Genomic DNA, 24310 nt, shown 5'->3' on the forward strand with positions numbered 1-24310 from the left:
CCGCGGCTAGCGGGTTCCGCGGCGGGGCATGAAGGTGAAGACCGCTGCGCCCAGCAGGATCGCCGTGCCCGCGACCAGGCCCAGGGCCTTCAGTCCGCCGTGGTCGCTCGAACCGGTCTCGGCGAGACCGCCCGAACCGCTGTCGCCGCTGTCACCGCTGCCGCCGCCCGCGACACCGCCTCCCGAGGTCGACGTGCCGCCCGCGGCGCCGCCCGGCTGCTGGGCGGTGTCCAGGGTGAGCGAGACCTCCGTCTTCTTCGGCGTGCACGTGGTGGTCGTACCGAGCGCCTTGACCGTGAGGACACCCGGGGACAGGGTCGAGGTGCCGTCCGCGCCGGGCTTGTAGGTGCCGGTGAGGTCGGGTATCTCGATCGGGTCGCCGGACTTGATCGGGTTCGCGTTCGCCGGGCCCTCCACGTGGACCGTCCCCTTGTCGGCCCCGCCGAGCACGACCTCCATGGACGGCTTCACGGAGTCCTTGGGGATGTCGGCGGGGCTGTCCATGACCGACTTCTTGAACTGCACGGTGAGGTCGTAGCTCCCGCCGTTCTTCTTGGCGTTGATCTGCACCGGCGAGGTCGCGTCCTTGTCGCCGATCGGGGTCTTGCAGGCGTACGGGATCTGCACCTCCTTGCCGGTGAAGTCGGTCTGCCCGGTGCCGCCGGTCGCCGTCGGGGTGGCGGTCGCGGTCTTCGTGGGTGTCGCCGACCCGGTCGGCGTGCCCGACTTGGTGGGCGTCGCCGTGGAGGTCCCGCCGCCGCCCGCGGTGACCTGGATCGTCGCCGCCTTCTGCACGGTCTCCTTCGGCGAGCATTCGGTGTCCGTGGACATCGCGTTCACCGTGTACGCGTCCGGGGTCAGCGTCACCTCGCCGGCCGTCGTCAGCTTCAGGCTGCCCTTCATGTCGGACAGCACCATGGCGCCGCCCTTGGGGATCGCCGGGTTCTCCCGCGGGCCCCTCATCGCGATGTCCGCGGTCTGCGCGCCGGCCGCCTTCAGCACACCGGACGGCTGGACCGAGTTCGCGGGCAGGTCGATGATGTCGGGGTTCTTCGAGGCGGCCTGGGCGAACTTCCACACGATGTCCACCGTGTCGCCGACCTTCGCGGTGGCGGGCGCGGTGATCTCGACCTTGGTGGTGCCGTCGACGGGGTCGATGCCCGCGGGCGGCACGCAGTGGGTGGCGAACGACACCTGCGCCGCCTGCGCGGGCACCGCCGCCAGGCCCAGCAGGACTCCCGCACCGCCCAGCACCAGCGCGGCGCCCGCCGCGGCCGGCCTGCGCGCGCCGACCGGTGTGCCTCTCCTTCGCATGCTCACGTGGGTCCCTTCGTGGTGGGAGTCGTAGGACTCGTCGGGCTGTCGTCGTGCGGTGCGGAGAGCCGGCCGGCCGGGCCGCCCGGAACGGAGCCCGGGCCGAACCACGGCAGGGTCGGAGTCGTCGGGGGCGGTGCGGTCTCCCGCGCCCGGCCGCCCCCGCCCGGAAGCCGCCGGGTGCCCGGCAGCCGCGCGGCGCCCGGCGGTCGCAGGGCGGGCCGGGACGGCCGCCGGTGGCGGTCACCGCCCGGGCGGCGCGGTCGTACCCGGTCCACCACGGCCATCCCGGCGCGGAACAGGGCGGCCGGGACGACCACGCAGAGCAGCAGCCAGAACAGCGTCACGCCCCACGGGCGGCCCACGCCCCACGGCTGCTCGGCGAGGACCCGGCCGTCGTACTTCAGGGTCACCGTGTAGTCGCCGTACGCCCCGGCGGACAGCTCGACCGGCAGTTCGATCCGCGCCTTCTTCCCGGGTCCGAGGGTGCCGCGCCACTGCTGGTCGTCCCACTGCGGGGCGAAGACCCCGTGCGCGGTGCCGACCTGGAAGACCGGGTCCCGGATCGGACTGGTGCCGGTGTTGCCGACGGTGAGGACCAGGGTGCGGCCCGGCGGGGCCCCGAACCAGGTCAGCAGCGAGCCCGAACCGGTCAGCCGGGTGTCGGACAGCACCGCGAGGCGGCCGCCGGAACGCTGGGCGGGCAGCGGGGCGACGGGGTGTCCGGCGACCCGGAGGACCGCGTCCGTCTCGGCCGTCGTGCCGGTGACGGTGGCCACGTGGACCACGCAGGGGCAGGGCACGGGTGGTTCGGCGACGGGGAGTTTCCGGCGGAAGGCGCCCCGCGCGTCGGTGGTCACGGCCCGGCCGTCGCCGTTGGCGCAGGAGTTGGTGCCGCCGACGACGCCCCGGGACGGTGTGGCCCGCCCGCACACCAGCAGCATCAGCAGGGTGTGCGGGCGCCATCCGGTGCCCGTGACGGTGACCGAACCGCCGGTGCCGGCCTGCGACGCCGACAACTGCACGGCCGGCCGGTCGGCGGCGGTCACGGGCCCGGCGAGGGCCAGGACGAGCAGCGCCAGCACGGCCGCCCACACGGACAGCCGGATCATCCGTACGGTGCCGCTCACCTCACCGGTCCTCCCGTCGACTCGACGCCCTCGGGCACCTCTTCGTCCGCGCCGGAGTCACGGGCGCCACCGGACGCCGGGCCGCCCCCGCCCCGGCCCGGCGCACGGCCGTCGGCGGCCGTACGGCTCCCCCGCCGCCGTACGGCGAGCACCACGCCCGCGGCCAGCGCGGCGGCCGCTCCCGCCGGTACGGTCCACGGCACGAAGCGCGCGGACGCGGTCGCCGTGTCGTGCGCTCCGCCGGCGGCCGTGACCGTCAGCCGTACGTCGACCGAGTCGACCGCGGGCCGCTCCGGCCAGGGCTCGGTGAGCTTCAGGCGCGTGCCCGGGCGCAGGCGGACGGGCAGGTCGCGCGGCGGGCGGTCCAGGACCCGGCCGAGGACGCCGTCCGCGCGCACCGCGAGCCTCGGCACGAGGACGGTCGTACCGCGGTTGACCAGCTCGTAGGTGATCCGGTCGGCGCCCACGGACAGGTGCTCGACGGTCAGCGCGGCGAGCGCGGGGCCGGCGACGCGCAGCCGTAGCCGCACGGTCGCCGTCCGGCCACCGGCATCACGGGCGACGACCGTGCCGGACAGGTCGCCGGGCTCGGCCCCGGCCGGGACGGTCACCGTGAAGGGCACGTCGGCGCGGGTACGGGCGGGGACGCGTACCCGCCCGTCCGCGAAGGCGGTCCGGACACCGGTGCCGGTCAGCCGTACGACGACGGGCGTCCGCCCGGGATTGGTGACGGACACCGTGTCCTGGAGGACGGCTCCGGGCGGCCCTTCCGCGTAGAGGAACGGCCGGCCGGCGCCCGTGGGCGCCACGGACCAGGTGTCGGCGGCGGCCCCGTGCGCCGCACCCAGCAGCGCGACCGGGCACAGGGCCGCGGACACGGCGGCCCGGTGCAGGCGCCGGCGGCGGCGCGGGGCGCGGGTGGCGGACGGCATGGGCGGCTCCGGCGGTCGTGGGCCGAGGGCAGGCGTGGGCCGGGCGGTCGGGTCGGGGATTCAGCGGCGCGCGGCGGTCTGACCGCGCCGGGTCAGCCACAGCGCGCCCGCCGCGCCGGCCAGGAGGACCGTTCCGCCCAGCGTGCCGAGCGCGACGGCCGAATCCGCGGGGCCGGTCTGCGGGAGCTGTCCGCCGGAGGAGGAACCGCCCGAGGACGAGCCTCCCGAGGACGAGGAGGAGCCGCCGGAGGACGAGCCGCCCGCCGCCGTGACGTCCAGGGTCAGCGACGGCTTCGGACCGTTGGTGGGCGCGCAGGTCGTCGTCGTACCGAGCGCCTTGATCGTGAGCGTGGCCGCCGTGAAGGTGACCTTGCCGGTCTTCCTCGGCGTGTAGGTGCCGCTCAAGTCGCTGATCTTGATGGGGGTGTTGGCGGGGATGGCGGCCGCGTTGGCGGGGCCGCTGACCGCGAGCGTGCCGCTGTCCGCACCGCCCAGCCTGATGGTCGCGCTCGGGGTCATCGCCCCTTTGCCCAGCTCCACCGGGCTGGAGGAGACGCCCTTCTGCCAGGACATGGTGATCTTGTAGCCGCCGCCGCTGCGGACGCCCTTGATGTCGATGGGCGAGACGGCGCTCTTGACGCCGATCGGTGTCTGGCAGCGGTAGTTGACGTCGACGACGTCGGCGTGGGCGGCCGGGGCGGCCAGCAGCACCACCGAGCCGGCCAGGGCCGCGGCGGACGCGAGCGCGGCGGTTCGCTTCGGGTACGACACGATCGGTCCACCCCATTCATTCACGACGAGGTACCTGACGGCATATCAGATTCGGCCGTCAAGGTACGCCCGGGGTCGTGAGGAAGGAAGACGCGTCACAGGCCGGAGTTGTGGCGATCCGGCGCGCGCGGAGATGCCGGAGTGGAGACGGGGACCCGCGGGGCGCGCCGGTGCCGCCCGCCCGAAGACGCCGGACCCTCGCCGGGGGCTTCAGGCCGCAAGCCGGAACGAGTGCGGGCCGGCCCCTCGTCCACGGGCACAGGGCGCGCCGGAGCCTGGGTGGGACCGGCGGGGCCTCGACCACGAGGCGCGCGGGAACGGCAGCGGCCGGCCCTCGCACCGGGACGCGAACAGGCGGGCACAGGCAGACGGCGCTCATCCCTCACCCAGGGAGCACTCCGAGACGCGCGCGGGCCGTCCGGGTCGCCGGGCCGCGCCTGCGCCGCTGCCAGGACGCGCCCGGCCGTGCCTACGCCGGAGCGCCCAGCTCCGCCCACACCGTCTTGCCGGGGCGGCCGGGGGCGCGGACGACGCCCCAGTCCAGGCACAGCCGCTGCACGATGAACATGCCGTGGCCGCCGGGGCGGCCGGCACGGTGCGGGGTGCGCGGGGACGGCTGGCCGGTGCCGCGGTCGGAGACCTCCAGCCGGATGACCTTGTTGTCGCAGGCGAGGAACAGCTCGTCGGGACCCTCGGCGTGCAGGCAGGCGTTCGTCACCAGCTCGGAGACGACGAGCAGCACGTCCTCGGCCGCGGCCCGCTGGTCGGCGGTGTCGGCGGGCAGCCAGCCCCACGCGTACAGCGCCTGGCGGGTGAAATCGCGGGCGAGCGGGACGACGCCGCTCTCCCCCTCCAGGACGAGTCTGCGGACCTGCCGGCCCCGTGTCCCCGGGGTGCCACCGGACGGCACCGACGGCACGGACGGCGCGGCTGCCCCCGTGGCTGCGCCGACAGCCGGCGCATCCCCCTCGGACGCCCCGGAAGCGCCGCTCGGCTCCGGGCCGCGGTCGCCCGGCGAGTAAGGCCGGGTGGTGCTCATCAGCGCTTCACCTCACCGATTCACCAGTTCACAATTCAAAAGCCCGGCACCACTGCGTGCCGGCCGGTCGATCCGTCGTACGCCCACCGTCCGTGCGACGTCCCTTGTCGGCCCGTCCGTCGCACACATGTCCCGTCCGGGATCGCCTTCCAGGTCGTCCACCGGTACCGGGTCGGTCCGGCGGCGGGCGGTCGGCAGGATGTCTCCTGCCTCCTCCTGCCCTCTCCTGCCCGACGGATCCGGCGGAACACCCCCGTCTTCGGCGTGACAGGCGCAACGTCACAGAAACGAGCGCCGTCCGGCAGGGCCGGGACACCCGCTCAGTCCGCGCCGTCGGCCAGGGCCGCCTCCACGGAGTCGTGGACGGTGAAGACCGCCTCGGCCCCTGTGATCTCAAACACGCGTGCGACCACCGGCAGCATTCCCGCCAGGTGGACTCCACCCCCCGCGGCTTCTGCCTTCAGGCGCGCCCCGAGCAGGACGTTCAGCCCTGTGGAGTCGCAGAACTCCAGGCGTGAACAGTCGACCACAAGCCGCGAGAAGCCCTTGGCCAGAAGGTCGTCGAGGGGCTCACGCAAAAGATCGGCGGTGTGGTGGTCAAGCTCGCCGGCCGGTGTCACAACGGCGCTGGAGCCCTCTTCCCGCACCTCCACCAGAAGCCGGCCCGACTGTGCGCTGCCGACCGTCCCGTGGTCCATGCCGTCTCTCTCCCGAGGTCGTGGCTGCTGATGCCCTCGAACATTACGCCTTCCCTGCGGACTCCGACACCCGAACATCCGCACACAAACGGACATATATGGACAGAACGCACTTGCGACCAACTCGGGGAAGCGGGTAGGGCTAGTAAGGACACGTAGACCAACACGCCGGCTTCGGAGGCGCCGCACACCGCAGTGCACGTTCTGGCTTCGGCTGCCTTATGCCGAGAACGATGGAGGACACCCATGTCACCCCGGCTCGACGAATCGCATACCCCGCTCGCGACGTCGACACCCCCACCGGAACAACTGGATCATGCCATCGATCCTCTCGATCTCCTCGAGGGACTCCCGGAGATCCCTCGGTACGACGAGATCGGCCCGGTCGACGCGCGGGCCCTTTCCAAGACCCTCTTCGAGCGCCTCGAGTCGCTGGAGGAGGGGACGCACGAATATTCGTACGTCCGCAACACCCTCGTCGAGCTCAACCTCGCGCTGGTCAAGTTCGCCGCCTCCCGGTTCCGCTCCCGCAGCGAGCCGATGGAGGACATCATCCAGGTCGGCACCATCGGCCTGATCAAGGCGATCGACCGCTTCGAACTCTCGCGCGGTGTGGAGTTCCCCACCTTCGCGATGCCGACGATCATCGGCGAGATCAAGCGCTTCTTCCGGGACACCTCATGGTCCGTGCGCGTCCCGCGCCGGCTCCAGGAGCTGCGGCTCGACCTCGCCAAGGCCGGGGACGAGCTGGCGCAGAAGCTGGACCGCGCCCCCACGGTCGCGGAACTCGCCGAGCGCCTCGGCATCACCAACGACCAGGTCGTCGAGGGCATGGCCGCCTCGAACGCCTACACCGCCTCCTCGCTGGACGCCCAGCCCGAGGAGGACGAGACCGAGGGCGCCCTGGCGGACCGCATCGGCTACGAGGACCACGGTCTCGAGGGCATCGAGTACATCGAGTCCCTCAAGCCGCTGATCGCCGAACTCCCGTCGCGCGACCGGAAGATCCTCTCCCTGCGGTTCGTGGCGAACATGACCCAGTCCGAGATCGGCGAGGAACTCGGCATCTCCCAGATGCACGTCTCCCGGCTGCTGTCGCGCACGCTCGTGCGGCTGCGCAAGGCGCTGACCGTCGAGGAATGATCCCGGGGCACCTCCCCCCGCCGCCGAAGCCCTGAAGCGGTCCGGCCGTCCGTGCCGGGCCGCTTCGGTGTGCGCGGCGGCCCACGTCCCCGGCTGGCCGGTACCCACCGTCCCAACCGTTATGCGGTTACCGCCGGAAACCTCTTTCCACGGTCCGTCACCTCCACCACTATGGGGCCCCCTACCGGCTGGTACGCCGGGCCGGGGCCGCAACGGCGCGGCCGCCCGGTGACGCGAGGAGGCGGAACGATGGCTCAGGGGGACCGGGCCGAGGCGGGCGGGGGACACGAGGACGCGCCGGACGCACGGTTGACCGAGCTGCTGCGCTCCCCCACGCCGACGGCGTACCCCGCGCTGCAGGAGCTCCGGCGACGGCACCTCCCGGCGGTGCTGGGCTACGCCCGGCTGTGCGCCGCGAGCGAGTCGGCGGCCCGCAGGCTGGCGTCGGAGGCCTTCACCACGGCCGCCCGCGAGGTGGCCCGCGGCATCGAGCCGACCCTCCCCCTGCGCCACCGGCTGCTGCTGCTGACCGCCCAGATCGCGGCCGGCTGGGCGCGCGACGAGCGCTCCACGGGCGTCGATCCGGGCCTGCTGCTGGTGCTGAACGCGGCCGGGCTGCCCGACGGCCCCGTCCCGCCCCTGCTGCCCGCCTTCCAGTCGCTGCCGTCCCGCACCCAGGGACTGCTCTGGTACGGCGTCCTGGAGGAGGAGAGCGAGGAGCGCACCGCCGCCCTCCTCGGGCTGAGCCGCCCCGACGTGGCCCACAGCGCCCCGCAGGCCCTCAAGGCCCTGGCCCAGGCCTGTCTGCGCCATCGCCTGGCCGCCTCCGACGACTCGCGCTGCCCGGACTTCCGCCGGCTCATCGAGGAGGCGGTACGGCCGGACGGTCCGCGCCGCAGCCCCGATCTGGCCGCCCACATGGCGCACTGCCCGCACTGCACGGGCGCCTACGAGGACCTGCGGGCCCTGCGGGACGCCCCCCGGCAGACACTCGCGGAGGGCCTGCTGCCGTGGCGCGGAACGGCGTACGTCCGCGCGGAGGAGCCGGCGGGGGTGGCGGCGGCGCTCGCGGACCCCGCCGGTCCGAAGGCGTCCTGGCCGCCCCGGAACCGGGTCCTGCTGGCCTCGGCGGCCCTCGGTGTGGCCCTCACCCCGCTGCTCGTGTTCCTGCTCACCCCGGCGGACGGCTCCGGCCGGCAGCTGACGGCGGCGACGCCCGCGCCGCCCCCGGTCACGGTGACCGCGACGGTCTCGGTGACCCCGAGCCGCTCGGCGGCCTCCCCGCCACCGTCCCCGTCGGCCACCTCCGCGTCACCGTCGCCGAGCCCGGCCACCCACCGCCCGACGCCGACGCCGTCCCCGCCGCGCCGGCCGAAGCCCAGCCCGACTCCCCCGCCCGCGCCGCCGGGCACCTCCCCCGCCCAGGTGGTCGACCTCGCCACGGGCCGCTGCCTGGACATCCGCGACGGCGATTTCTACAAGGGCAACGACGTGATCACCGCCGACTGCTCCGGCTCCCGCACCCAGCGCTGGCGCGTCGACCCCTACCTGGGCGTGCTCCGCTCGGCGGCCGACGACGACTTCTGCCTGGACAGCCGGGGCTCGGTGGAGCGGGGCGTCGGCATCTGGGAGTGCGACTCGGTGTACGGCGGGAACGGCGACAACCTGCGCTTCACCGTCGACGGCGACGGCACGATCCGCCCGGCCATCGCCATCGAGACGGCGGTGACCCCGTACGGCCGGTACGGGGTCGCCCTGAGCACTCTGGACGGCAGCCGGGAACAGCGGTGGCGGGCCGGGGCCGCCTGACCGCCCGCGCCGGGGGCCGGGGCCGGCCTGAACCCGGTCCCGGCCCGGGCGCTCAGGCCACCCGGACGCCGCGCCGCCACACCTCGCGGACCAGCGGGACGCCCGGCCGGTAGGCCAGGTGGACATGGCTCGGGGCGTCCAGGAAGGCCAGGTCGGCGTACGCGCCGGGGGTGAGGCGGCCGATGTCCGTGCGGCGCAGGGCGGCGGCGCCGCCCGCCGTCGCCGACCAGACCGCCTCGTCCGGGGTCATCCGCATGTCGCGCACGGCCAGCGCGATGCAGAAGGGCACGGAGGACGTGAAGGACGATCCCGGGTTGCAGTCCGTGGACAGGGCGACCGTGACCCCCGCGTCCAGCAGGCGGCGCGCGTCCGGCCACTCGGCGCGGGTGGAGAACTCGGCGCCGGGCAGCAGGGTCGCCACCGTACGGCCGCTCGCGAGGGCGTCGACGTCCGCGTCCGTCAGGTGGGTGCAGTGGTCGGCGCTGGCCGCGTCCAGCTCGACGGCCAGCTGCACGCCGGGGCCGTAGGAGAGCTGGTTGGCGTGGACCCGCGGGTGCAGGCCCTTCGCCTTGCCCGCGGTGAGGATCGCGCGGGCCTGGTCGCCGTCGAAGGCGCCCTTCTCGCAGAACACGTCGATCCAGCGGGCGTGCGGCGCGCAGGCGTCCAGCATCTCCCCGGTGACCAGGGCGACGTAGGCCGCCGGGTCGTCGGCGAAGTCGGGGGAGACGATGTGGGCGCCGAGGTAGGTCACCTCGTCGGTGTGCCGGGCCGCGATGCGCAGGGCGCGGGCCTCGTCCTCGACGGTGAGGCCGTAGCCCGACTTGGTCTCGAAGGTGGTGGTGCCCTGGCGGAGCGCCTCGGCCAGGTAGTGGGTGAGGTTCGCCTCCAGTTCCGCGTCGGTCGCGGCGCGGGTGGCCGCGACCGTGGTGCGGATGCCGCCCGCGGTGTAGGAGCGGCCGGACATGCGGGCGTTGAACTCCTGGGTGCGGTCGCCGGCGAAGACCAGGTGCGAGTGGGAGTCCACGAATCCCGGCAGCACCGCCCGGCCGGCCGCGTCGACCATGGTGTCGGTGGCGGGCGCCTTGCCGGATTCACCGGTCCACACGACACGGTCGCCGTCGACGACGACGGCCGCGTCCTGGATCAGGCCCAGGGGGGAACCGTCCCCCAGGGAGGGATCGTTGGTGACCAGCGTGGCGATGTTGGTGATGACGGTGCTGCTGCTCATGGTGTCCTCGGGGGTGGCCGGTCGGGGGTCGGCGGGGGTCAGCCGCGCAGGGCTTCGACGGCGTCCGCCAGTGCGGACGGTACGTCCCGCACCAGGGTGTGGACACCGTGCCGTACGACATGGCGGCCGCCCACGACGGTGTGCCGGACGTCCGCCGCGGTCGCCGCGAACACGGCCGTCTCGGCGCCCAGTCGCGGCAGCGGTCCCGCCGTCCGGACGGAGTCCAGGGCGACGGTCGTGAAGTCGGCGAGCGCCCCGGGTGCCAGGGTGCCCGCGTCCGTCCAGCCGAGGGCCGCGTGACCGTCCGCCGAGGCCGCGCGGAGCAGGGCGGCGGCGGTCCAGTGGCCGCGGGTGCGGGTGCGCAGCCGCTCGTTCAGCTCCATCGCGCGCGCCTCTTCGAGCAGGTCGATGACGGCGTGGCTGTCGGAGCCGAGGGAGAGCGGGGAACCCGCGCGCTGCAGGGCGGCGGCCGGTCCGATGCCGTCGGCCAGGTCGCGCTCGGTCGTCGGGCACATGCAGGTGCCGGTGCCCGAGTCGCCGAGGAGGGCGATGTCCTCGTCGGTGAGGTGGGTGTTGTGCACGCCGGTGGTACGCGGTCCGAGGACGCCGTGGTCGGCGAGCAGCCGGGTGGGGGTGCGGCCGTGCGCGGCGAGGCAGGCGTCGTTCTCGGCGGTCTGCTCCGACAGGTGCACGTGCAGCGGTGCCCGCCGGTCCTCCGCCCACCGGGCCACGGTCGCCAGCTGCCCGGCGGGCACGGCCCGTACGGAGTGGACGGCCGCCCCGATCCGCGCGTGGTCCCGTTCCTTGAGCCCCGCACAGCGTTCGGCCCAGGCCTCCGCGCTGCCGTCGGAGAAGCGCAGCTGGTGGCCGTTGGGCGGTTCGCCGAAGCCTGCGGACAGGTAGCAGGTGTCGAGGAGGGTGATGCGGATGCCGGCCTCGGCGGCGCCCGCGATCAGCGCCTCGCCCATGGCGTTGGGGTCGGCGTAGGGGGTGCCGCCGGGCGCGTGGTGCACGTAGTGGAACTCGCCGACGCAGGTGATGCCGGCCAGCGCCATCTCGGCGTACACCGCGCGGGCGAGGGCGTGGTAGGTGTCCGGGGTCAGGTGGTCGGCGACGGAGTACATCACCTCGCGCCAGGTCCAGAAGGTCCCGGAGCCGACCTGGACGGTGCCGCGCAGCGCCCGGTGGAAGGCGTGGGAGTGGGCGTTGGCCAGACCGGGCAGGGTCAGGCCGCGCAGGATCTCGGCGCCGGGCGGCGGAGTGGGCGTGCCGGTCCGGACGGCGGTGATCCGGCCGTCCGCGACGTCCACCGCGACGCCCGGCTCGACGTGGGTGTCGAGCCAGGCGTGCTCCAGCCAGTACGTCCGTGTCGTCACGTGCAGGCCAGCCCTTCCAGTACGTCGGCGAGTGCGCGCACCCCGGCCACGCAGTCGTCCTCGGCCGCGGACTCCGCCGGGGAGTGCGAGACACCGGTGGGGTTGCGTACGAACAGCATGGCGGTCGGGATGCTCCCGGAGAGGATTCCCGCGTCGTGTCCGGCGCCGGTCCCGAGGACGGGCACGGTCAGACCGCTGTCCTTGCCGAGGATGCGGCCGAGTTCGTCGCGCAGCGCGTGGTCGAACTCGACGACCGGCGTGAAGGACTCCCGGACGACGTCGAGGTCGATGCCGTGGGCGTCGGCGTACGCGCGGGCCGCCTTCTCGATCCCGCCGACGACCGTGTCCAGGGTCTCCTGGTCGGCGGCGCGGGAGTCGAGCCAGCCGCGCACCAGCGAGGGGATCGCGTTGACGCCGTTGGGTTGGACGGCGATCTTGCCGAAGGTGGCGACGGCACCGGCGAGTTCGGCCTCCCGGCGGGCGGCGAGGACGGTCTCGGCGTAGGACAGCATCGGGTCGCGGCGGTCGGCTAGCCGGGTGGTGCCGGCGTGGTTGGCCTCGCCCCGGAAGTCGAACCGCCAGCGGCCGTGCGGCCAGATGGCGCTGGCGATGCCCACCCGGTCGCCGGACAGGTCGAGTGCGCGGCCCTGTTCGACGTGCAGCTCGACGAAGGCGCCGATCCGGCCGAGCCGCTCGGGGTCGGGCCCGATGGCCTCGGGGTCGTATCCGGCGGCCTCCATGGCCCGCGGCAGCGTCACGCCGTCGCCGTCGGTGAGCCGGTGCGCGGCCTCGACCGTCAGCTGTCCGGCGGTGAGCCGGGAGCCGACGCAGGCGAGTCCGAAGCGGGCCCCCTCCTCGTCACCGAAGTTGACGATGGCGAGGGGCTTGGTGAACCGCGCGTTCCTGCCGCGCAGTTCGTCGAGGGCGGCGAAGGACGACACCACGCCGAGCGGTCCGTCGAAGGCACCGCCGTCGGGCACCGAGTCCAGGTGCGATCCGGTGACGACGGCGTCCCCGGCCGACGGGTCCCCGAGCCAGGCCCACTGGTTGCCGTTGCGGTCGACCTCGTAGCCGAGTCCGCGGGCCTCCGCCTGCTCCTTGAACCAGACCCGGCACTCGGCGTCGGCCCCGGTCCAGGCGTAGCGGCGGTAGCCGCCGGAGGCGGGGCTGCGGCCGATCGGCAGCAGCTCCGCCCACATGCTGTGGAAGGTCACGCCTGGTCACCCTCACGCATCGGCACCCGGACCCCCCGCTCGCCCGCGACGGACTCGGCGATGTCGTATCCGGCGTCCACGTGCCGGATGACGCCCATGCCGGGGTCGTTGGTGAGGACGCGCCGGATCTTCTCGCCGCCCAGCTTCGTACCGTCGGCCACCGTCACCTGGCCGGCGTGGATGGAGCGGCCCATGCCGACGCCGCCGCCGTGGTGGATGGAGACCCAGGAGGCGCCGGAGGCCACGTTGACCATGGCGTTGAGCAGCGGCCAGTCGGCGATCGCGTCGGAGCCGTCGAGCATGGCCTCGGTCTCGCGGTACGGGGAGGCGACGGAGCCGCAGTCGAGGTGGTCGCGGCCGATGGCCAGCGGGGCGGCCAGCTCACCGGAGGCGACCATGTCGTTGAAGCGCTCGCCGGCCTTGTCGCGCTCGCCGTAGCCGAGCCAGCAGATGCGGGCGGGCAGGCCCTGGAAGTGGACGCGCTCGCCGGCCATCTTGATCCAGCGGGCGAGGGACTCGTTCTCGGGGAACAGCTCCAGGAGCGCCTTGTCGGTCTTGGCGATGTCGGCCGCGTCGCCGGACAGGGCGGCCCAGCGGAAGGGGCCCTTGCCCTCGCAGAAGAGGGGGCGGATGTACGCGGGCACGAAGCCGGGGAAGGCGAAGGCGCGGTCGTATCCGGCCAGCTGGGCCTCGCCGCGGATGGAGTTGCCGTAGTCGAAGACCTCGGCGCCGGCGTCCATGAAGCCGACCATGGCCTCGACGTGCTTCGCCATGGACTCCCGGGCCCGGGTGGTGAAGCCGGCCGGGTCCTTGGCGGCGGCGTCGGCCATGTCCTCGAAGCCGACGCCGACGGGCAGGTAGGCCAGCGGGTCGTGGGCGGAGGTCTGGTCGGTGACGATGTCGATGGGGGCGTTCATCGCGAGCAGCTGCGGGACGAGCTCGGCCGCGTTGCCGAGGACGCCGATGGACAGCGGCTTGCGCTGGTCGCGGGCCTCGGTGGCGAGCTGGAGCGCGTGGTCGAGGCTGTCGGCCCTGACGTCGAGGTACCGGTGCTCGATGCGGCGCTCGATGGCGCGAGGGTCGCAGTCGATGCAGATCGCGACGCCGTCGTTCATCGTCACGGCGAGGGGCTGGGCGCCGCCCATGCCGCCGAGGCCGGCGGTGAGGGTGATGGTGCCGGCCAGGGTGCCGCCGAACTTCTTCGCGGCGACGGCGGCGAAGGTCTCGTAGGTGCCCTGGAGGATGCCCTGGGTGCCGATGTAGATCCAGGAGCCGGCGGTCATCTGGCCGTACATGGTCAGACCGAGGGCCTCCAGGCGGCGGAACTCCTCCCAGTTGGCCCAGTCGCCGACGAGGTTGGAGTTGGCGATGAGGACGCGCGGGGCCCACTCGTGGGTCTGCATCACGCCGACCGGGCGGCCGGACTGGACCAGCATGGTCTCGTCCTGCTTGAGGGTGCGCAGGGTGCGGACCATCGCGTCGAAGGAGCGCCAGTCACGGGCGGCCTTGCCGGTGCCGCCGTAGACGACGAGCTTGTCGGGGTGCTCGGCGACCTCGGGGTCGAGGTTGTTCTGCAGCATCCGCAGGGCGGCTTCCTGCTGCCATCCCAGGGTGCTCAGTTCCGTGCCGCGCGGTGCTCGAACGGGGCGGGGTCCCGACATCGTCTGCCTCCTCTGTTCCTACGTCTATTCACATCCTGACGTCCTGAATAGAACTAGTCAATACATCGGGGCGGCCCCGTCGGCGCGCGGGGAGTGTTTGGCTGGAAGCACCGGTATCCGAGACAGGACGGGGCAGCCGTGGAGCGGGAGATCCAGAGCGAGGCCGAGGAGCGTGCCGGCCGGCGGGACGAAGCGGTGCGGGCGGCGATCGAGCGGGGTCTGCTCGGACCGGACGCGGCCGTGGTGGGACTGCTGGACGTCACCGGCATCCGGGAGTCGGCGGCCGCGCTGCGCGCCGCGTTCGACGCGGTGTCGGCGCCCGGGACGCGCGTGCTGCACGCCTTCGCGGTGAAGGCCACCCCCCTGGTGCCGGTACTGCGGCTGCTGCACGAGGCCGGCATCGGCGCCGAGGTGGCGAGCCCCGGTGAGCTGGCGCTGGCCAGGGCCGCCGGGGTGCCCGCCGAGCGGACGGTGCTGGACTCGCCCGCCAAGACCCCGGCGGAGCTGCGCGAGGCACTGGCGCTGGGCATCGCCGTCAACGCCGACAACCCGCAGGAGCTGGCGCGGATCGACGCCCTGACGGGGTCGGCGCCGAGCCGGTCCCCGCTCGGCCTCCGGGTCAACCCGCAGATCGGCGGCGGCACGATCGGGGCGACGTCCACGGCGACGGAGACGTCCAAGTTCGGGGTGGCGCTGCGCGACGAGGGCGCGCGCGAGTGGGTCGTACGGGCGTACCTGGAGCGGCCCTGGCTGACCCGGCTGCACGCGCACACGGGCTCGCAGGGCATCCCGCTGTCCCTGATGGCGCGGGGCACGGCGGAGACCTTCGCGCTCGCGGAGGAGATCAACGCCCGCGCGGGACGGCACCAGATCGACACCCTCGACATCGGCGGCGGGCTGCCGGTGAACTTCGCCTCCGAGGCGGCGGCACCGACGTACGCGCGGTTCGCGCGGCTGCTGAGGGAGGAGGTGCCGGGGCTGTTCGACGGGCGCTACGGGCTGGTGACCGAGTTCGGGCGGTCACTGCTGGCCAAGCACGGGACGGTGGTGGCGCGGGTCGAGTACGCCAAGAGCGCGGGCGGCCGGCGGATCGCCGTGACGCACGCGGGCGTGCAGGTGGCGACGCGGACGGTGTACGCGCCGGGGGCCTGGCCGCTGCGGATCGCCGCGTACGACGCCAAGGGGCGCCCCAAGCCGGGTCCGGAGGTGGTGCAGGACGTGGCCGGGCCCGCCTGCTTCTCGGGCGACCTGCTGGCCGAGGGGCGGGCGCTGCCCCTCCTGGAGCAGGGCGACTACGCGGCGGCGCTCGATACCGGTGCGTACTACTTCGCGCACCACTACGCTTACAACTCCCTGGCCCGCCCGGGCATCTACGGTTTCGCGCCGGACGGATCGGGCGGCGTCGCCTTCGCGACCGTCCGGGAACCGCAGACGGTGCCGGAGGTCGTGGCGGAGTCCGGAGGGGCGCACGCGGCGGCACTCACCACCCTGGGGTCACCCGAGCGCCGTTGACACGTCCCGGCCGCCTTCGAACAAATGGGCCAAGTGGCGTGAAACACACGCCAGTTGAACCACTCTAGTACGCCGGATGCACGTTCCACTGGAAAATGCCAAAGGCCTCACCTCCCGCACACACGTTGCGTAGTGTCTCTGTCACTCAGCCGGAGTCCCAGGCGGGAGGGGAGCCACGGTGCCCGGAATCGACGAGTGCCTGCTGGAAGCGATGCGGTTGCCGGGTGCCCGGGGAGCCGCGCTGGTGGACTGGACGAGCGGCCTCGCTCTCGGCACGGTCGGGGACGCCCCCGGCGGCGACCACGAGACGACCGCCGCCGAGGCCGCCGAACTGGCCCGGATGGCCGCGGAGCACGGTGCCTTCACCGTCGGCGAGGCCGACGGCGACCGCCCTCCCGTGGAGGACGTGATCGTCAGCAACCGCGACAGCTACCACCTGCTGCGGTTCGTGGACACGTCCTTCGACAGCAGCGTGTTCCTCCACCTGTGGCTCGGACGCGAGGACGGCAATCTCGCGCTCGCCCGCATACGCCTCGGTGAGATGGCTTCCCGGCTGGTGCTGGGATGACCATGGTCCGCACACCTCCGCCGCCCCTGCCGGTACGGGACAAGGCGGGCACCCGCGCCCTGTCGCCCATGCTGACCCGGCTCGCCGAGGAACGGGCCACCGGCGTCCTGTTCCGCGAGCACGGCACCCTGTACCTCGCCGAGGGGCGGGTCGTGCACGCCGAGAGCCCCCTCGCTCCCGGTCTCGACGTGCTCCTCACGGCCCACGGCACCCTCGCCTCCACCGCCTGGCAGTGGGCCGCCCAGCGCTCCACCGGCCCCCTCCAGGCCGCCGAACTCCTCCTGGAGTCGGGCCTGCTGCCCGCCGGCGCGCTGGAACTGTGCCATCTGGACGCGGTGTACGACGCCGGGTACTTCGCCCTCGCGCCGAGCAGCACCCCGGGCCAGTTCCGCTACGACAACACGCCCCGGATCGGCCCGCTGCCCTCGGTCCCGGTCGTCGCGCTGGAGCGCGAGACGCTGCGCCGCCGGCTGCTGCTGCACCGGCTGTGGCCCGACCCGGCCGCGGACACCGCCCCCCTGATCCGCGCGGACCCGACCACCGGCAGACCGGTCACCCCCCGGCAGCGGGCGGTCCTGGACCGCGTGGACGGCGTCCGCACGGCCGTCGTGATCGCCCGGAACCTGGGTCGGCAGGCCTTCCACACCCTCGTCGACGTGCGCCGGCTCGCGTCAGCCGGCCATGTCGCCCCGGAGGCGCTCGTGTTCCCGCAACCCGTACTGCCGCCCCCACCCCCGGTCACCGACCCCGACATCGCGCTGCTGAAGAGGCTCAGGGATGCGCTGGAGGCGCTTTGAACGGCACCGCCCCGCCGAGAGGAGAGAGCTGATGGTGTCCGACGAGGACCGTCAGACGGTCCTGGACGAGCTGCACCGGCTGCGCAACCGGGTGCCCCAGCTCACCGGCGCGCTCGCGGCCGGCGTCGACGGTCTCGTCGTCGCCCACGACACCCCCGGGGTCGACCCGGAGGGGCTGTCCGCGCTGACCGCCGCCTCGCTGGGCGTCGCCGTACGCGTCGCCGACGCCACCGGCCACGGCGGCTTCCGGGAGCTGCTGGTCCGTGGCGAACGCGGCTACGTCGCGACCTACGCGGCCGGCCGTACCGCCGTACTGACACTGCTCGCCCAGGACCGGGTGAACGTCGGCCGGCTCCACCTGGAGGGCCGCCGGTCCGGCGCCCGCATCGGAGAGCTGCTCGACGCCGTCGAGGCCGCGGCCCGGGCCGCGCGCCCGACCGGGCGTCCGCTGGGCGCCGTCAGCGGCGCACCCCCGGTCCGCCCCCGCCCGAACCGAACCCCCCGAACCACGAGCGCCGACGCGCGCACCGCAACCGACAGTTGAACACTCCGAGAGGAACCACCATGGCCAACACCGAGACCGCGCTGAAGGAAGCCCTCACCACCATCGAGGGCGCCACCGGCGTCGCACTCGTCGACTACACCAGCGGCATGGCGCTGGGCACCATGGGCGGCAGCAAGACCTTCGACCTGAACGTGGCCGCCGCCGGCAACACCGACGTGATCCGCGCCAAGATGCGCACGATGGAGATGCTCGGCCTCAAGGGCGACATCGAGGACATCCTCATCAGCCTCTCGGACCAGTACCACCTGATCCGCCTGCTCAAGAGCCGTGGCGGCAACGGCCTGTTCCTCTACCTGGTCCTGGAGGCGAACCGGGCCAACCTGGCGATGGCCCGGCACCAGCTGAAGAAGATCGAGGCCGAACTGGAGGTCTGAGCCCCCGGGTCAGGTCCTCGGGGCAGCTCCTCGGGACCGGACCCCGCACCGGTACATCGCGTTCAGGTCCTCACACGAGGGCCGCGGTACGGCGGCGGGCCCCACCCGGGGCCGCGTCGCCTGCCGCGATGCCGGTACCCCGCAGGCCCTTCACGGACCTGCCCGCCGGACGGCCGCCCCGCCGGTCCAGCCAGTCGACGCGCACCCACAGCAGCGTCTGTTCCGCCCGCTCCCGCCGGCCCAGCCAGGCCGCCTTCAGGCGCAGCCCGGTGCCGAACCCGGCCAGCAGCATGCCGCCGGCCGCGGGCACCACGAAGGAACCGCCGAGCGCGACGGCGCCGGCCAGCAGCAGCCGCCAGCGGTGTCCCCGGCGCCAGTTGCGCACGGTCACCGCACGGTCATGGAGCACGTCGTGCCTGCCCGCGCGGGACGCACCGCGGGCGAGGGCGGTGTACCGGCCCCGGCGCGCCAGCAGCACCATGGCCGCGCCGATCAGGAACAGCGCGGCACCGGCCGTCACCCCGATCCGGCGCCCGGTCACCCCGGGCACCAGCACGCCGACGCCCGCGGCGAACACCCCGAGCCACCACAGCGGCGCGGCCCCCGCCCGTACGACGACGGCCACCCGCGCCAGATCCTGCCCTCCGCGCGCCACGCCGGCCTCCCGTGTCACGTCCGTGTCGGTCACCCCTACCGGCAGGGAAGGTAGTGGCAGAACGTGAGACGAGTCTGAGAACGCGCGCGCCGGTTCACTCCACGAACAGGCCCCGCGCCGCCGCGTTCGCGTCGAACTCCTCCAGGCGTGCCTGCGCGTCCGGCAGGTCGTCGCAGAGCGCCTCCAGCAGCACCCGGCCGAGCAGCATCGGCGCGCACGCCGTGTCGAAGGCGAGCCCGGTGCCGACGGCGGCGGGGAGCAGCAGGTCGGAGTGCCTGGCGACCGGCGCGAACGCCGAGTCGGCGACCGTGACGACGGTCAGGCCGGCGTCCCTGGCGTGGGCGAGGGTGTCGACGACCTCGCGCGGATGCCGGGGCAGCGCGAAGCACAGCAGGGCCGAGGCACCCGCGCGGACGGCCGCGTCGATCCGGTCGTGGATCATCGTGCCGCCCTCGTTGAGCAGCCGGACGTCCGGGTGGACCTTGGCGGCGAAGTAGGCGAAGCCGTAGGCCTGGGAGGCGGCGGCCCGCAGGCCGAGCACCGGCAGCGGACGGGAGGCGGCCAGGATCCGGCCGGCCCGCTGCACCGGCCGGGGGTCGGCGAGCAGGTCGGCGAGGTGCCTGAGGTTCTCGATCTCGGCCTCGACGGCCTGCTGGTACTCGTTGTAGGAGCCGGCCTCGGCGGCCGGTTCGGCGGGCACGACCTCGCGCAGGTGCTTGCGCAGCGCCGGGTAGCCGTCGAAGCCGAGCGCGACCGCGAACCGGGTCACCGACGGCTGGCTGACGCCCGCCAGCTCGGCCAGCTCCACGCTGGAGAGGAAGGGCACGTCGGAGGCGCGCCGGACCATGCTGTGCGCGATGCGGCGCTGGGTCGGGGTGAGCCGGTGCCCCTCGAAGAGCGCCTGGAGCCGGGTGGCCGGGCTGTCCGCCGCGCCGGACGTCATGCCGGACGCCCCGGTCGTACCGCTGTCCACACTCATGCCGCGCTCCCCCTCCAGATGCCCCGGAACCGGCTTCGCCTCTCGCCGTCCCGGGAGAGTACAGCGTGGCCGTACGCGGCGGGGGCGGACGAAGTCCCCGGAGCACCGAGCGGCACATCCACGACGACGCGAGACGGCATCGGCCTTGTCCTCCCCTCGCACCCGGGATCGACCACGACTACCTATTCACCTACCAAGTACTCTGCATGACCCTATACAACCGGAACAAGGGGATCCCCCGACCGGACCGGTCCCGTGCGCGTCCGCGCGGAGGCCGGCCCCCGGCCGGAGCGGGGGGCTAGCCCCAGTGCGGCCGCCCCGGCCGCTCCCTAGGGTGGACGCCATGAGCGCATCGGACCCGCGGGACGTCGGCCTCAGGGACGACCCCGACCTGAAGAAGGACCTCGACGCCACCGTGCGGGCACGCAGGGACCTGGGCGACGACTACGACTCCGCGCTCGTGGACTCCTTCCTGGAGCGGGTCGAGCAGCGGATCGACGACGTGGTGGACCGCCGGGCGCGGCGGCACCTCGCCGAGCAGCAGATGTCGGCCGCGCGCGGCACCCGGCGGCCCCGGCCGGCCGACTCCTGGGCCGAGCGGTACGGCTTCGCCCTCATCACACTGGTGCTGGCGATCCCGCTGTCCGCCATCGCCGGCGGCCTCGCCGGGCTGTCCGGGATGGTGGTCGCCTGGATCGGCATCGTCGGCGTCAACGCGGTGCAGGCCGTACGCGTCAACCCGGAGCTGTTCGCCGGCCGGCGCGGGGACCGGTCCACCGAAGACCGCTGAACGGGCCCGTTCCGCCGGGCCGTTCACGCCTGCCGGGTCGGCAGCACCACGATCTGGCGGAGGTTGACGTGCCGGGGCCGGCTGGTGACGTAGGCGACGACGTCCGCGACCTCGGCCGCCGCCAGCCCGCCGATCGCGTCGAACATGCCGTCCAGCTGCCCGGCCAGCTCCGCGCTGTCGACGTGCGTCTTCAGCTCGGTGTCCGTCAGCCCCGGCTCGATGTTGGTGACCCGGACGTCCCGCGGTCCGAACTCGGTGCGCAGCGACTGCGACAGGTACGTGACGGCCGCCTTGGTCGCCCCGTACACCGCGTAGTCCGGGAAGGGCACGTGGGCGCCGATCGACGAGACGTTCACCAGGTCGGCGGTGCGGCCCTCGGCAGCGGCCGCCACCAGGTCGGCGGTGAAGGCCCGGATGATCCGCAGCACCCCGGTGACATTGGTGTCGAGCATCCGCTGCCACTCGTCGAGCCGGCCCGCGCCGACCGGGTTCGGCAGCATGACCCCGGCGTTGTTGACGACGAGGTCGGCGGCCCCGAACGTCTCGTGCACCAGTTCCCGGGCGGCCTCGACGGACGCGTCGTCGGTGACGTCGGCGGTCACGGCCAGCGCCCGGCCGCCGTCCGCCCGGATCTTCTCCACCACGGCGTCCAGCCGGTCGGCGCGCCGGGCCAGCAGCGCCACCCGGGCGCCCTGGGCGGCGAGCTGGAGCGCGACGGCCTCGCCGATGCCGCTGGCGGCCCCGGTGACGACGGCGGTACGGCCGGACAGGTTCTCGTACGACATGGGTGCTCCCCCTGGATCACCTCGCCGGGGCGTCTCCCCGGCGGCTGACACCACCCTCGCCGCGTCCGGCGGCCGTACCCAGGGATGCGCTTTTCCTGGGTCTGGCAGTACCAGGTTCGCGGGCCGCCGCTGCCCTACGATCGAGGGCATGAACGGGGAATGGCGAGAAGGGGAGGTCGGCGACTTCCTGCGCTCGCGCCGCGCCCGCATCCAGCCCGAGGAGGTGGGGCTGCCCGCCCACGGGCGGCGCCGGGTGCCGGGCCTGCGCCGCGAGGAGGTGGCCCAGCTCGCCGGGGTGAGCGTGGACTACTACATCCGGCTGGAGCAGGGCCGGGGGCAGAGCGTCAGCGACGCCGTCCTGGACGCGATCGCGCGGGTCCTGCGGCTGGACGAGACCGAGCACGCCTACCTGCGGACGGTCGCCCGGCCGCCCCGTCGCCCCCGCGAGCGGCAGGCACCCGTGCCCCGGGTCCGCCCCGGCATCCGCAGACTGCTGGACGGCATGGAGCGCAGCCCGGCGTTCGTCCTGGGCCGCCGCATGGACGTCCTGGCGTGGAACGCGCTCGCCGACGCGGTGAGCGGCTTCAGCCGTGCGGCGCCCGCCGTGCCGAACGTCCCCCGGCAGGTCTTCCTCGACCCCGCGGGCCGGGACCTCTACCCCGAGTGGGCCGCGGTGGCCGCCCAGACCGTCGCCCATCTGCGGCTGAACGCGGGCCGGTACGCCGACGACACCGAGCTGTGCGCGCTGGTCGGCGAACTGTCGCTGAAGAGCGAGGACTTCCGCCGGCTGTGGGCGGACCACGAGGTCGCGGAGTGCGCGTACGGCGTGAAGAAGGTACGGCACCCCGTGGCGGGCCTGCTGACCCTGCCGTACGAGACGCTGACGGTCCCCGCGGAACCGGAGCAGACGATCGTCGTCTACACGCCGGAGCCGGGCTCGGAGACCGCCGAGCGCCTCGCCCTGCTGGCCAGCTGGGAGTCGAGCACCGCCCGCTGAGCGGTGCCCGGCGCCCGGTCCCGGCTCACTCCACCGTCACGGACTTCGCCAGGTTGCGCGGCTGGTCCACCTCGTTGCCGCGGGCCGTGGCCAGTTCGCACGCGAAGACCTGCAGCGGCACCGTGGCCACCAGCGGCTGGAGCAGGGTCGGCGTGGCCGGGATGCGGATCAGATGGTCGGCGTACGGGACCACCGCCTCGTCGCCCTCCTCCGCGATCACGATCGTGCGCGCTCCCCGCGCCCGGATCTCCTGGATGTTGGAGACGATCTTGTCGTGCAGGACGGACCGGCCGCGGGGCGAGGGCACGACCACCACCACCGGCAGGTCCTCCTCGATCAGCGCGATCGGCCCGTGCTTCAGCTCGCCCGCCGCGAAGCCCTCGGCGTGCATGTAGGCCAGTTCCTTGAGCTTCAGGGCGCCTTCCAGGGCGACCGGGTAGCCCACGTGCCGGCCCAGGAACAGCACCGTGTTCTTCGTGGACAGCGTGCGGGCGAGGGCCCGTACCGGCTCCATCGTCTCCAGGACCCGCTCGACGTCCTCGGAGATCCGCGACAGGTCCCTGATGACGGCCTGGATCTCGTCGCCCCACTTGGTGCCGCGCACCTGGCCGAGGTACAGGGCGACCAGGTAGCAGGCCACCAGCTGGGTCATGAACGCCTTGGTGGAGGCGACGGCGACCTCCGGGCCGGCGTGCGTGTACAGCACCGCGTCCGACTCGCGCGGAATCGTCGAGCCGTTGGTGTTGCAGATCGCCAGCACCTTGGAGCCCTGCTCGCGGGCGTGCCGCAGTGCCATCAGGGTGTCCATGGTCTCGCCGGACTGGGAGATGGCGATCACCAGCGACTGCCCGTCCAGGATCGGGTCCCGGTACCGGAACTCGCTGGCCAGCTCCACCTCGCACGGGATGCGCGTCCAGTGCTCGATGGCGTACTTGGCGATCAGGCCGGCGTGGAAGGCCGTACCGCAGGCGACGATCACGACCTTGTCGAGCTCACGCAGCTCGGAGGGGCTGATCCGCACCTCGTCCAGGGTCAGCGAGCCGGACGGGTCGATCCGCCCGAGCAGGGTGTCGGCGACCGCCTTGGGCTGCTCGGCGATCTCCTTCAGCATGAAGTAGTCGTAGCCGCCCTTCTCCGCGGCGGAGGCGTCCCAGTCCACGTGGTACGAGCGGGTCTCGGCCGGACGGCCGTCGAAACCCGTCACCGTCACGCCGTCGCGGCGCAGCTCCACCACCTGGTCCTGGCCCAGCTCGATCGCGGAGCGCGTGTGCGCGATGAACGCGGCGACGTCGGAGGCCAGGAACGCCTCGCCCTCGCCGACGCCCACCACGAGCGGGGAGTTCCGCCGCGCGCCGACGACCACGTCCGGCTCGTCGGCGTGCACCGCGACCAGGGTGAACGCGCCCTCCAGCCGGCGGCACACCAGCCGCATCGCCTCCGCCAGGTCGGCGGCCCCGGAGAACTCCTCGGCCAGCAGGTGGGCGACCACCTCGGTGTCCGTCTCCGAGGTCAGCTCGTGGCCCCGCTCGGCCAGTTCCGCCCGCAGCACCGCGAAGTTCTCGATGATGCCGTTGTGCACCACGGCGACCCGGCCCGCGTTGTCCAGGTGCGGATGCGCGTTCGCGTCCGTCGGGCCGCCGTGCGTGGCCCAGCGCGTGTGGCCGAGGCCCGTGGAGCCGGTCGGCAGCGGCCGTTCGACCAGTTCCTTCTCCAGGTTGACCAGCTTCCCGGCCTTCTTCGCCGCGGCCAGACCGCCGTCCGCGAGCACGGCGACACCCGCCGAGTCGTACCCCCGGTACTCCAGCCGCTTCAGCCCGGCCATCACGACATCGAGCGCCGACTGCGACCCTACGTATCCCACGATTCCGCACATGTGCCGCAGCCTACGACCCACGATCGTCCCGAACAGGCCTCTCCCTGCCCGAAATCGGAAATTCCCACCGTCGTACGAAGGGCCCGCGGCGAGGTCGCGC

At 73.8% G+C, this 24310-nt stretch carries 23 protein-coding genes; 9 read left to right on the top strand and 14 right to left on the bottom strand.

From position 1 onward, the window contains the following. Positions 1 to 6: 6 nt before the first annotated feature. The 6 genes from ACF08B_RS31195 to ACF08B_RS31220 form a co-directional block, all read right to left on the bottom strand. On the bottom strand, positions 7 to 1314 hold the full coding sequence (locus ACF08B_RS31195; protein ID WP_392320580.1) for a hypothetical protein: 1308 nt from the start codon (positions 1312 to 1314) through the stop codon (positions 7 to 9). Between the two features lie 2 nt (positions 1315 to 1316). Continuing rightward, positions 1317 to 2426, bottom strand: a complete 1110-nt coding sequence (locus ACF08B_RS31200) for a hypothetical protein (protein ID WP_392320581.1) — start codon at positions 2424 to 2426, stop codon at positions 1317 to 1319. 14 nt (positions 2427 to 2440) lie between these two features. Then, the gene (locus ACF08B_RS31205; RefSeq protein WP_392320494.1) at positions 2441 to 3376 is read right to left on the bottom strand and encodes a hypothetical protein; all 936 of its coding nucleotides are present in this window, start codon (positions 3374 to 3376) and stop codon (positions 2441 to 2443) included. A 60-nt stretch (positions 3377 to 3436) separates the two neighbouring features. Then, positions 3437 to 4147: an LPXTG cell wall anchor domain-containing protein gene (locus tag ACF08B_RS31210; RefSeq protein WP_392320495.1), complete on the bottom strand. Its 711-nt coding sequence runs from the start codon at positions 4145 to 4147 to the stop codon at positions 3437 to 3439. 469 nt (positions 4148 to 4616) lie between these two features. Further along, positions 4617 to 5186 carry an ATP-binding protein gene (locus ACF08B_RS31215; protein WP_392320496.1) on the bottom strand — a complete coding sequence of 190 codons (570 nt, stop codon included), beginning with the start codon at positions 5184 to 5186 and terminating at the stop codon, positions 4617 to 4619. A 320-nt stretch (positions 5187 to 5506) separates the two neighbouring features. Then, positions 5507 to 5884 (bottom strand): STAS domain-containing protein, encoded by a 378-nt coding sequence (locus ACF08B_RS31220; protein ID WP_059251093.1) that lies wholly within the window; start codon positions 5882 to 5884, stop codon positions 5507 to 5509. A gap of 246 nt (positions 5885 to 6130) precedes the next feature. On the opposite strand from ACF08B_RS31220, the gene ACF08B_RS31225 reads away from it, so the two are divergent. Both ACF08B_RS31225 and ACF08B_RS31230 read left to right on the top strand, forming a co-directional pair. Next, entirely contained in the window at positions 6131 to 7027 is an 897-nt protein-coding gene (locus ACF08B_RS31225; RefSeq protein WP_093477088.1) for an RNA polymerase sigma factor SigF, read from the top strand. 249 nt (positions 7028 to 7276) lie between these two features. Then, on the top strand, positions 7277 to 8836 hold the full coding sequence (locus ACF08B_RS31230) for a ricin-type beta-trefoil lectin domain protein (RefSeq protein ID WP_392320497.1): 1560 nt from the start codon (positions 7277 to 7279) through the stop codon (positions 8834 to 8836). A gap of 52 nt (positions 8837 to 8888) precedes the next feature. Here the strand turns inward: ACF08B_RS31230 and hutI are convergent, their stop codons facing one another. Genes hutI through hutU form a run of 4 tightly spaced genes read right to left on the bottom strand, consistent with a single transcriptional unit; the run spans position 8889 to position 14315 of the window. Then, entirely contained in the window at positions 8889 to 10064 is a 1176-nt protein-coding gene (gene hutI, locus ACF08B_RS31235; RefSeq protein WP_392320498.1) for an imidazolonepropionase, read from the bottom strand. Positions 10065 to 10102: 38 nt separating this feature from the next. Then, entirely contained in the window at positions 10103 to 11440 is a 1338-nt protein-coding gene (locus ACF08B_RS31240) for a formimidoylglutamate deiminase (RefSeq protein ID WP_392320499.1), read from the bottom strand. Then, positions 11437 to 12654, bottom strand: coding sequence for an allantoate amidohydrolase (locus ACF08B_RS31245; RefSeq protein ID WP_392320500.1), 1218 nt, complete (start codon positions 12652 to 12654; stop codon positions 11437 to 11439). Before ACF08B_RS31245 ends, ACF08B_RS31240 begins: the two co-directional genes overlap by 4 nt. After that, the gene (hutU, locus tag ACF08B_RS31250) at positions 12651 to 14315 is read right to left on the bottom strand and encodes a urocanate hydratase (RefSeq protein WP_392320501.1); all 1665 of its coding nucleotides are present in this window, start codon (positions 14313 to 14315) and stop codon (positions 12651 to 12653) included. Before hutU ends, ACF08B_RS31245 begins: the two co-directional genes overlap by 4 nt. Positions 14316 to 14453: 138 nt before the next feature. On the opposite strand from hutU, the gene ACF08B_RS31255 reads away from it, so the two are divergent. The 5 genes from ACF08B_RS31255 to ACF08B_RS31275 all read left to right on the top strand — a co-directional run bounded on the left by ACF08B_RS31255 (position 14454) and on the right by ACF08B_RS31275 (position 18131). Continuing rightward, positions 14454 to 15827 carry a diaminopimelate decarboxylase gene (locus ACF08B_RS31255; RefSeq protein WP_392320502.1) on the top strand — a complete coding sequence of 458 codons (1374 nt, stop codon included), beginning with the start codon at positions 14454 to 14456 and terminating at the stop codon, positions 15825 to 15827. A 178-nt stretch (positions 15828 to 16005) separates the two neighbouring features. Continuing rightward, complete coding sequence (locus ACF08B_RS31260; protein ID WP_073901407.1) at positions 16006 to 16395, top strand: hypothetical protein; 390 nt, start codon at positions 16006 to 16008, stop codon at positions 16393 to 16395. After that, positions 16392 to 17192 (top strand): transcriptional regulator, encoded by an 801-nt coding sequence (locus ACF08B_RS31265; protein ID WP_392320503.1) that lies wholly within the window; start codon positions 16392 to 16394, stop codon positions 17190 to 17192. The genes ACF08B_RS31260 and ACF08B_RS31265 overlap by 4 nt, the downstream gene beginning before the upstream one ends. Before the next feature lie 31 nt (positions 17193 to 17223). Beyond that, a complete protein-coding gene (locus tag ACF08B_RS31270; RefSeq protein ID WP_093477069.1) occupies positions 17224 to 17736 on the top strand; it encodes a roadblock/LC7 domain-containing protein in 513 nt (170 codons plus the stop codon). Between the two features lie 20 nt (positions 17737 to 17756). Next, positions 17757 to 18131, top strand: a complete 375-nt coding sequence (locus ACF08B_RS31275) for a hypothetical protein (protein WP_073901413.1) — start codon at positions 17757 to 17759, stop codon at positions 18129 to 18131. 70 nt (positions 18132 to 18201) lie between these two features. On the opposite strand, the gene ACF08B_RS31280 is transcribed toward ACF08B_RS31275, so the two are convergent. Beyond that, positions 18202 to 18756, bottom strand: coding sequence for a hypothetical protein (locus ACF08B_RS31280; protein ID WP_392320582.1), 555 nt, complete (start codon positions 18754 to 18756; stop codon positions 18202 to 18204). Between the two features lie 124 nt (positions 18757 to 18880). Next, complete coding sequence (locus ACF08B_RS31285) at positions 18881 to 19765, bottom strand: MurR/RpiR family transcriptional regulator (RefSeq protein WP_382987486.1); 885 nt, start codon at positions 19763 to 19765, stop codon at positions 18881 to 18883. A gap of 343 nt (positions 19766 to 20108) precedes the next feature. Here ACF08B_RS31285 and ACF08B_RS31290 point away from each other — a divergent pair, with 343 nt between their 5' ends. Next, positions 20109 to 20555: a hypothetical protein gene (locus tag ACF08B_RS31290; protein WP_392320504.1), complete on the top strand. Its 447-nt coding sequence runs from the start codon at positions 20109 to 20111 to the stop codon at positions 20553 to 20555. A 23-nt stretch (positions 20556 to 20578) separates the two neighbouring features. On the opposite strand, the gene ACF08B_RS31295 is transcribed toward ACF08B_RS31290, so the two are convergent. Next, complete coding sequence (locus tag ACF08B_RS31295) at positions 20579 to 21340, bottom strand: SDR family oxidoreductase (protein WP_392320505.1); 762 nt, start codon at positions 21338 to 21340, stop codon at positions 20579 to 20581. 148 nt (positions 21341 to 21488) lie between these two features. Here ACF08B_RS31295 and ACF08B_RS31300 point away from each other — a divergent pair, with 148 nt between their 5' ends. Beyond that, positions 21489 to 22337, top strand: coding sequence for a helix-turn-helix transcriptional regulator (locus ACF08B_RS31300; protein WP_392320506.1), 849 nt, complete (start codon positions 21489 to 21491; stop codon positions 22335 to 22337). Between the two features lie 25 nt (positions 22338 to 22362). Here ACF08B_RS31300 and glmS read toward each other — a convergent pair whose 3' ends face one another. Next, the gene (glmS, locus tag ACF08B_RS31305) at positions 22363 to 24210 is read right to left on the bottom strand and encodes a glutamine--fructose-6-phosphate transaminase (isomerizing) (protein ID WP_392320507.1); all 1848 of its coding nucleotides are present in this window, start codon (positions 24208 to 24210) and stop codon (positions 22363 to 22365) included. Positions 24211 to 24310: the final 100 nt, after the last annotated feature.

The organism is Streptomyces sp. NPDC015139, from assembly GCF_043079785.1.
Lineage (GTDB): Bacteria > Actinomycetota > Actinomycetes > Streptomycetales > Streptomycetaceae > Streptomyces > Streptomyces albidocamelliae.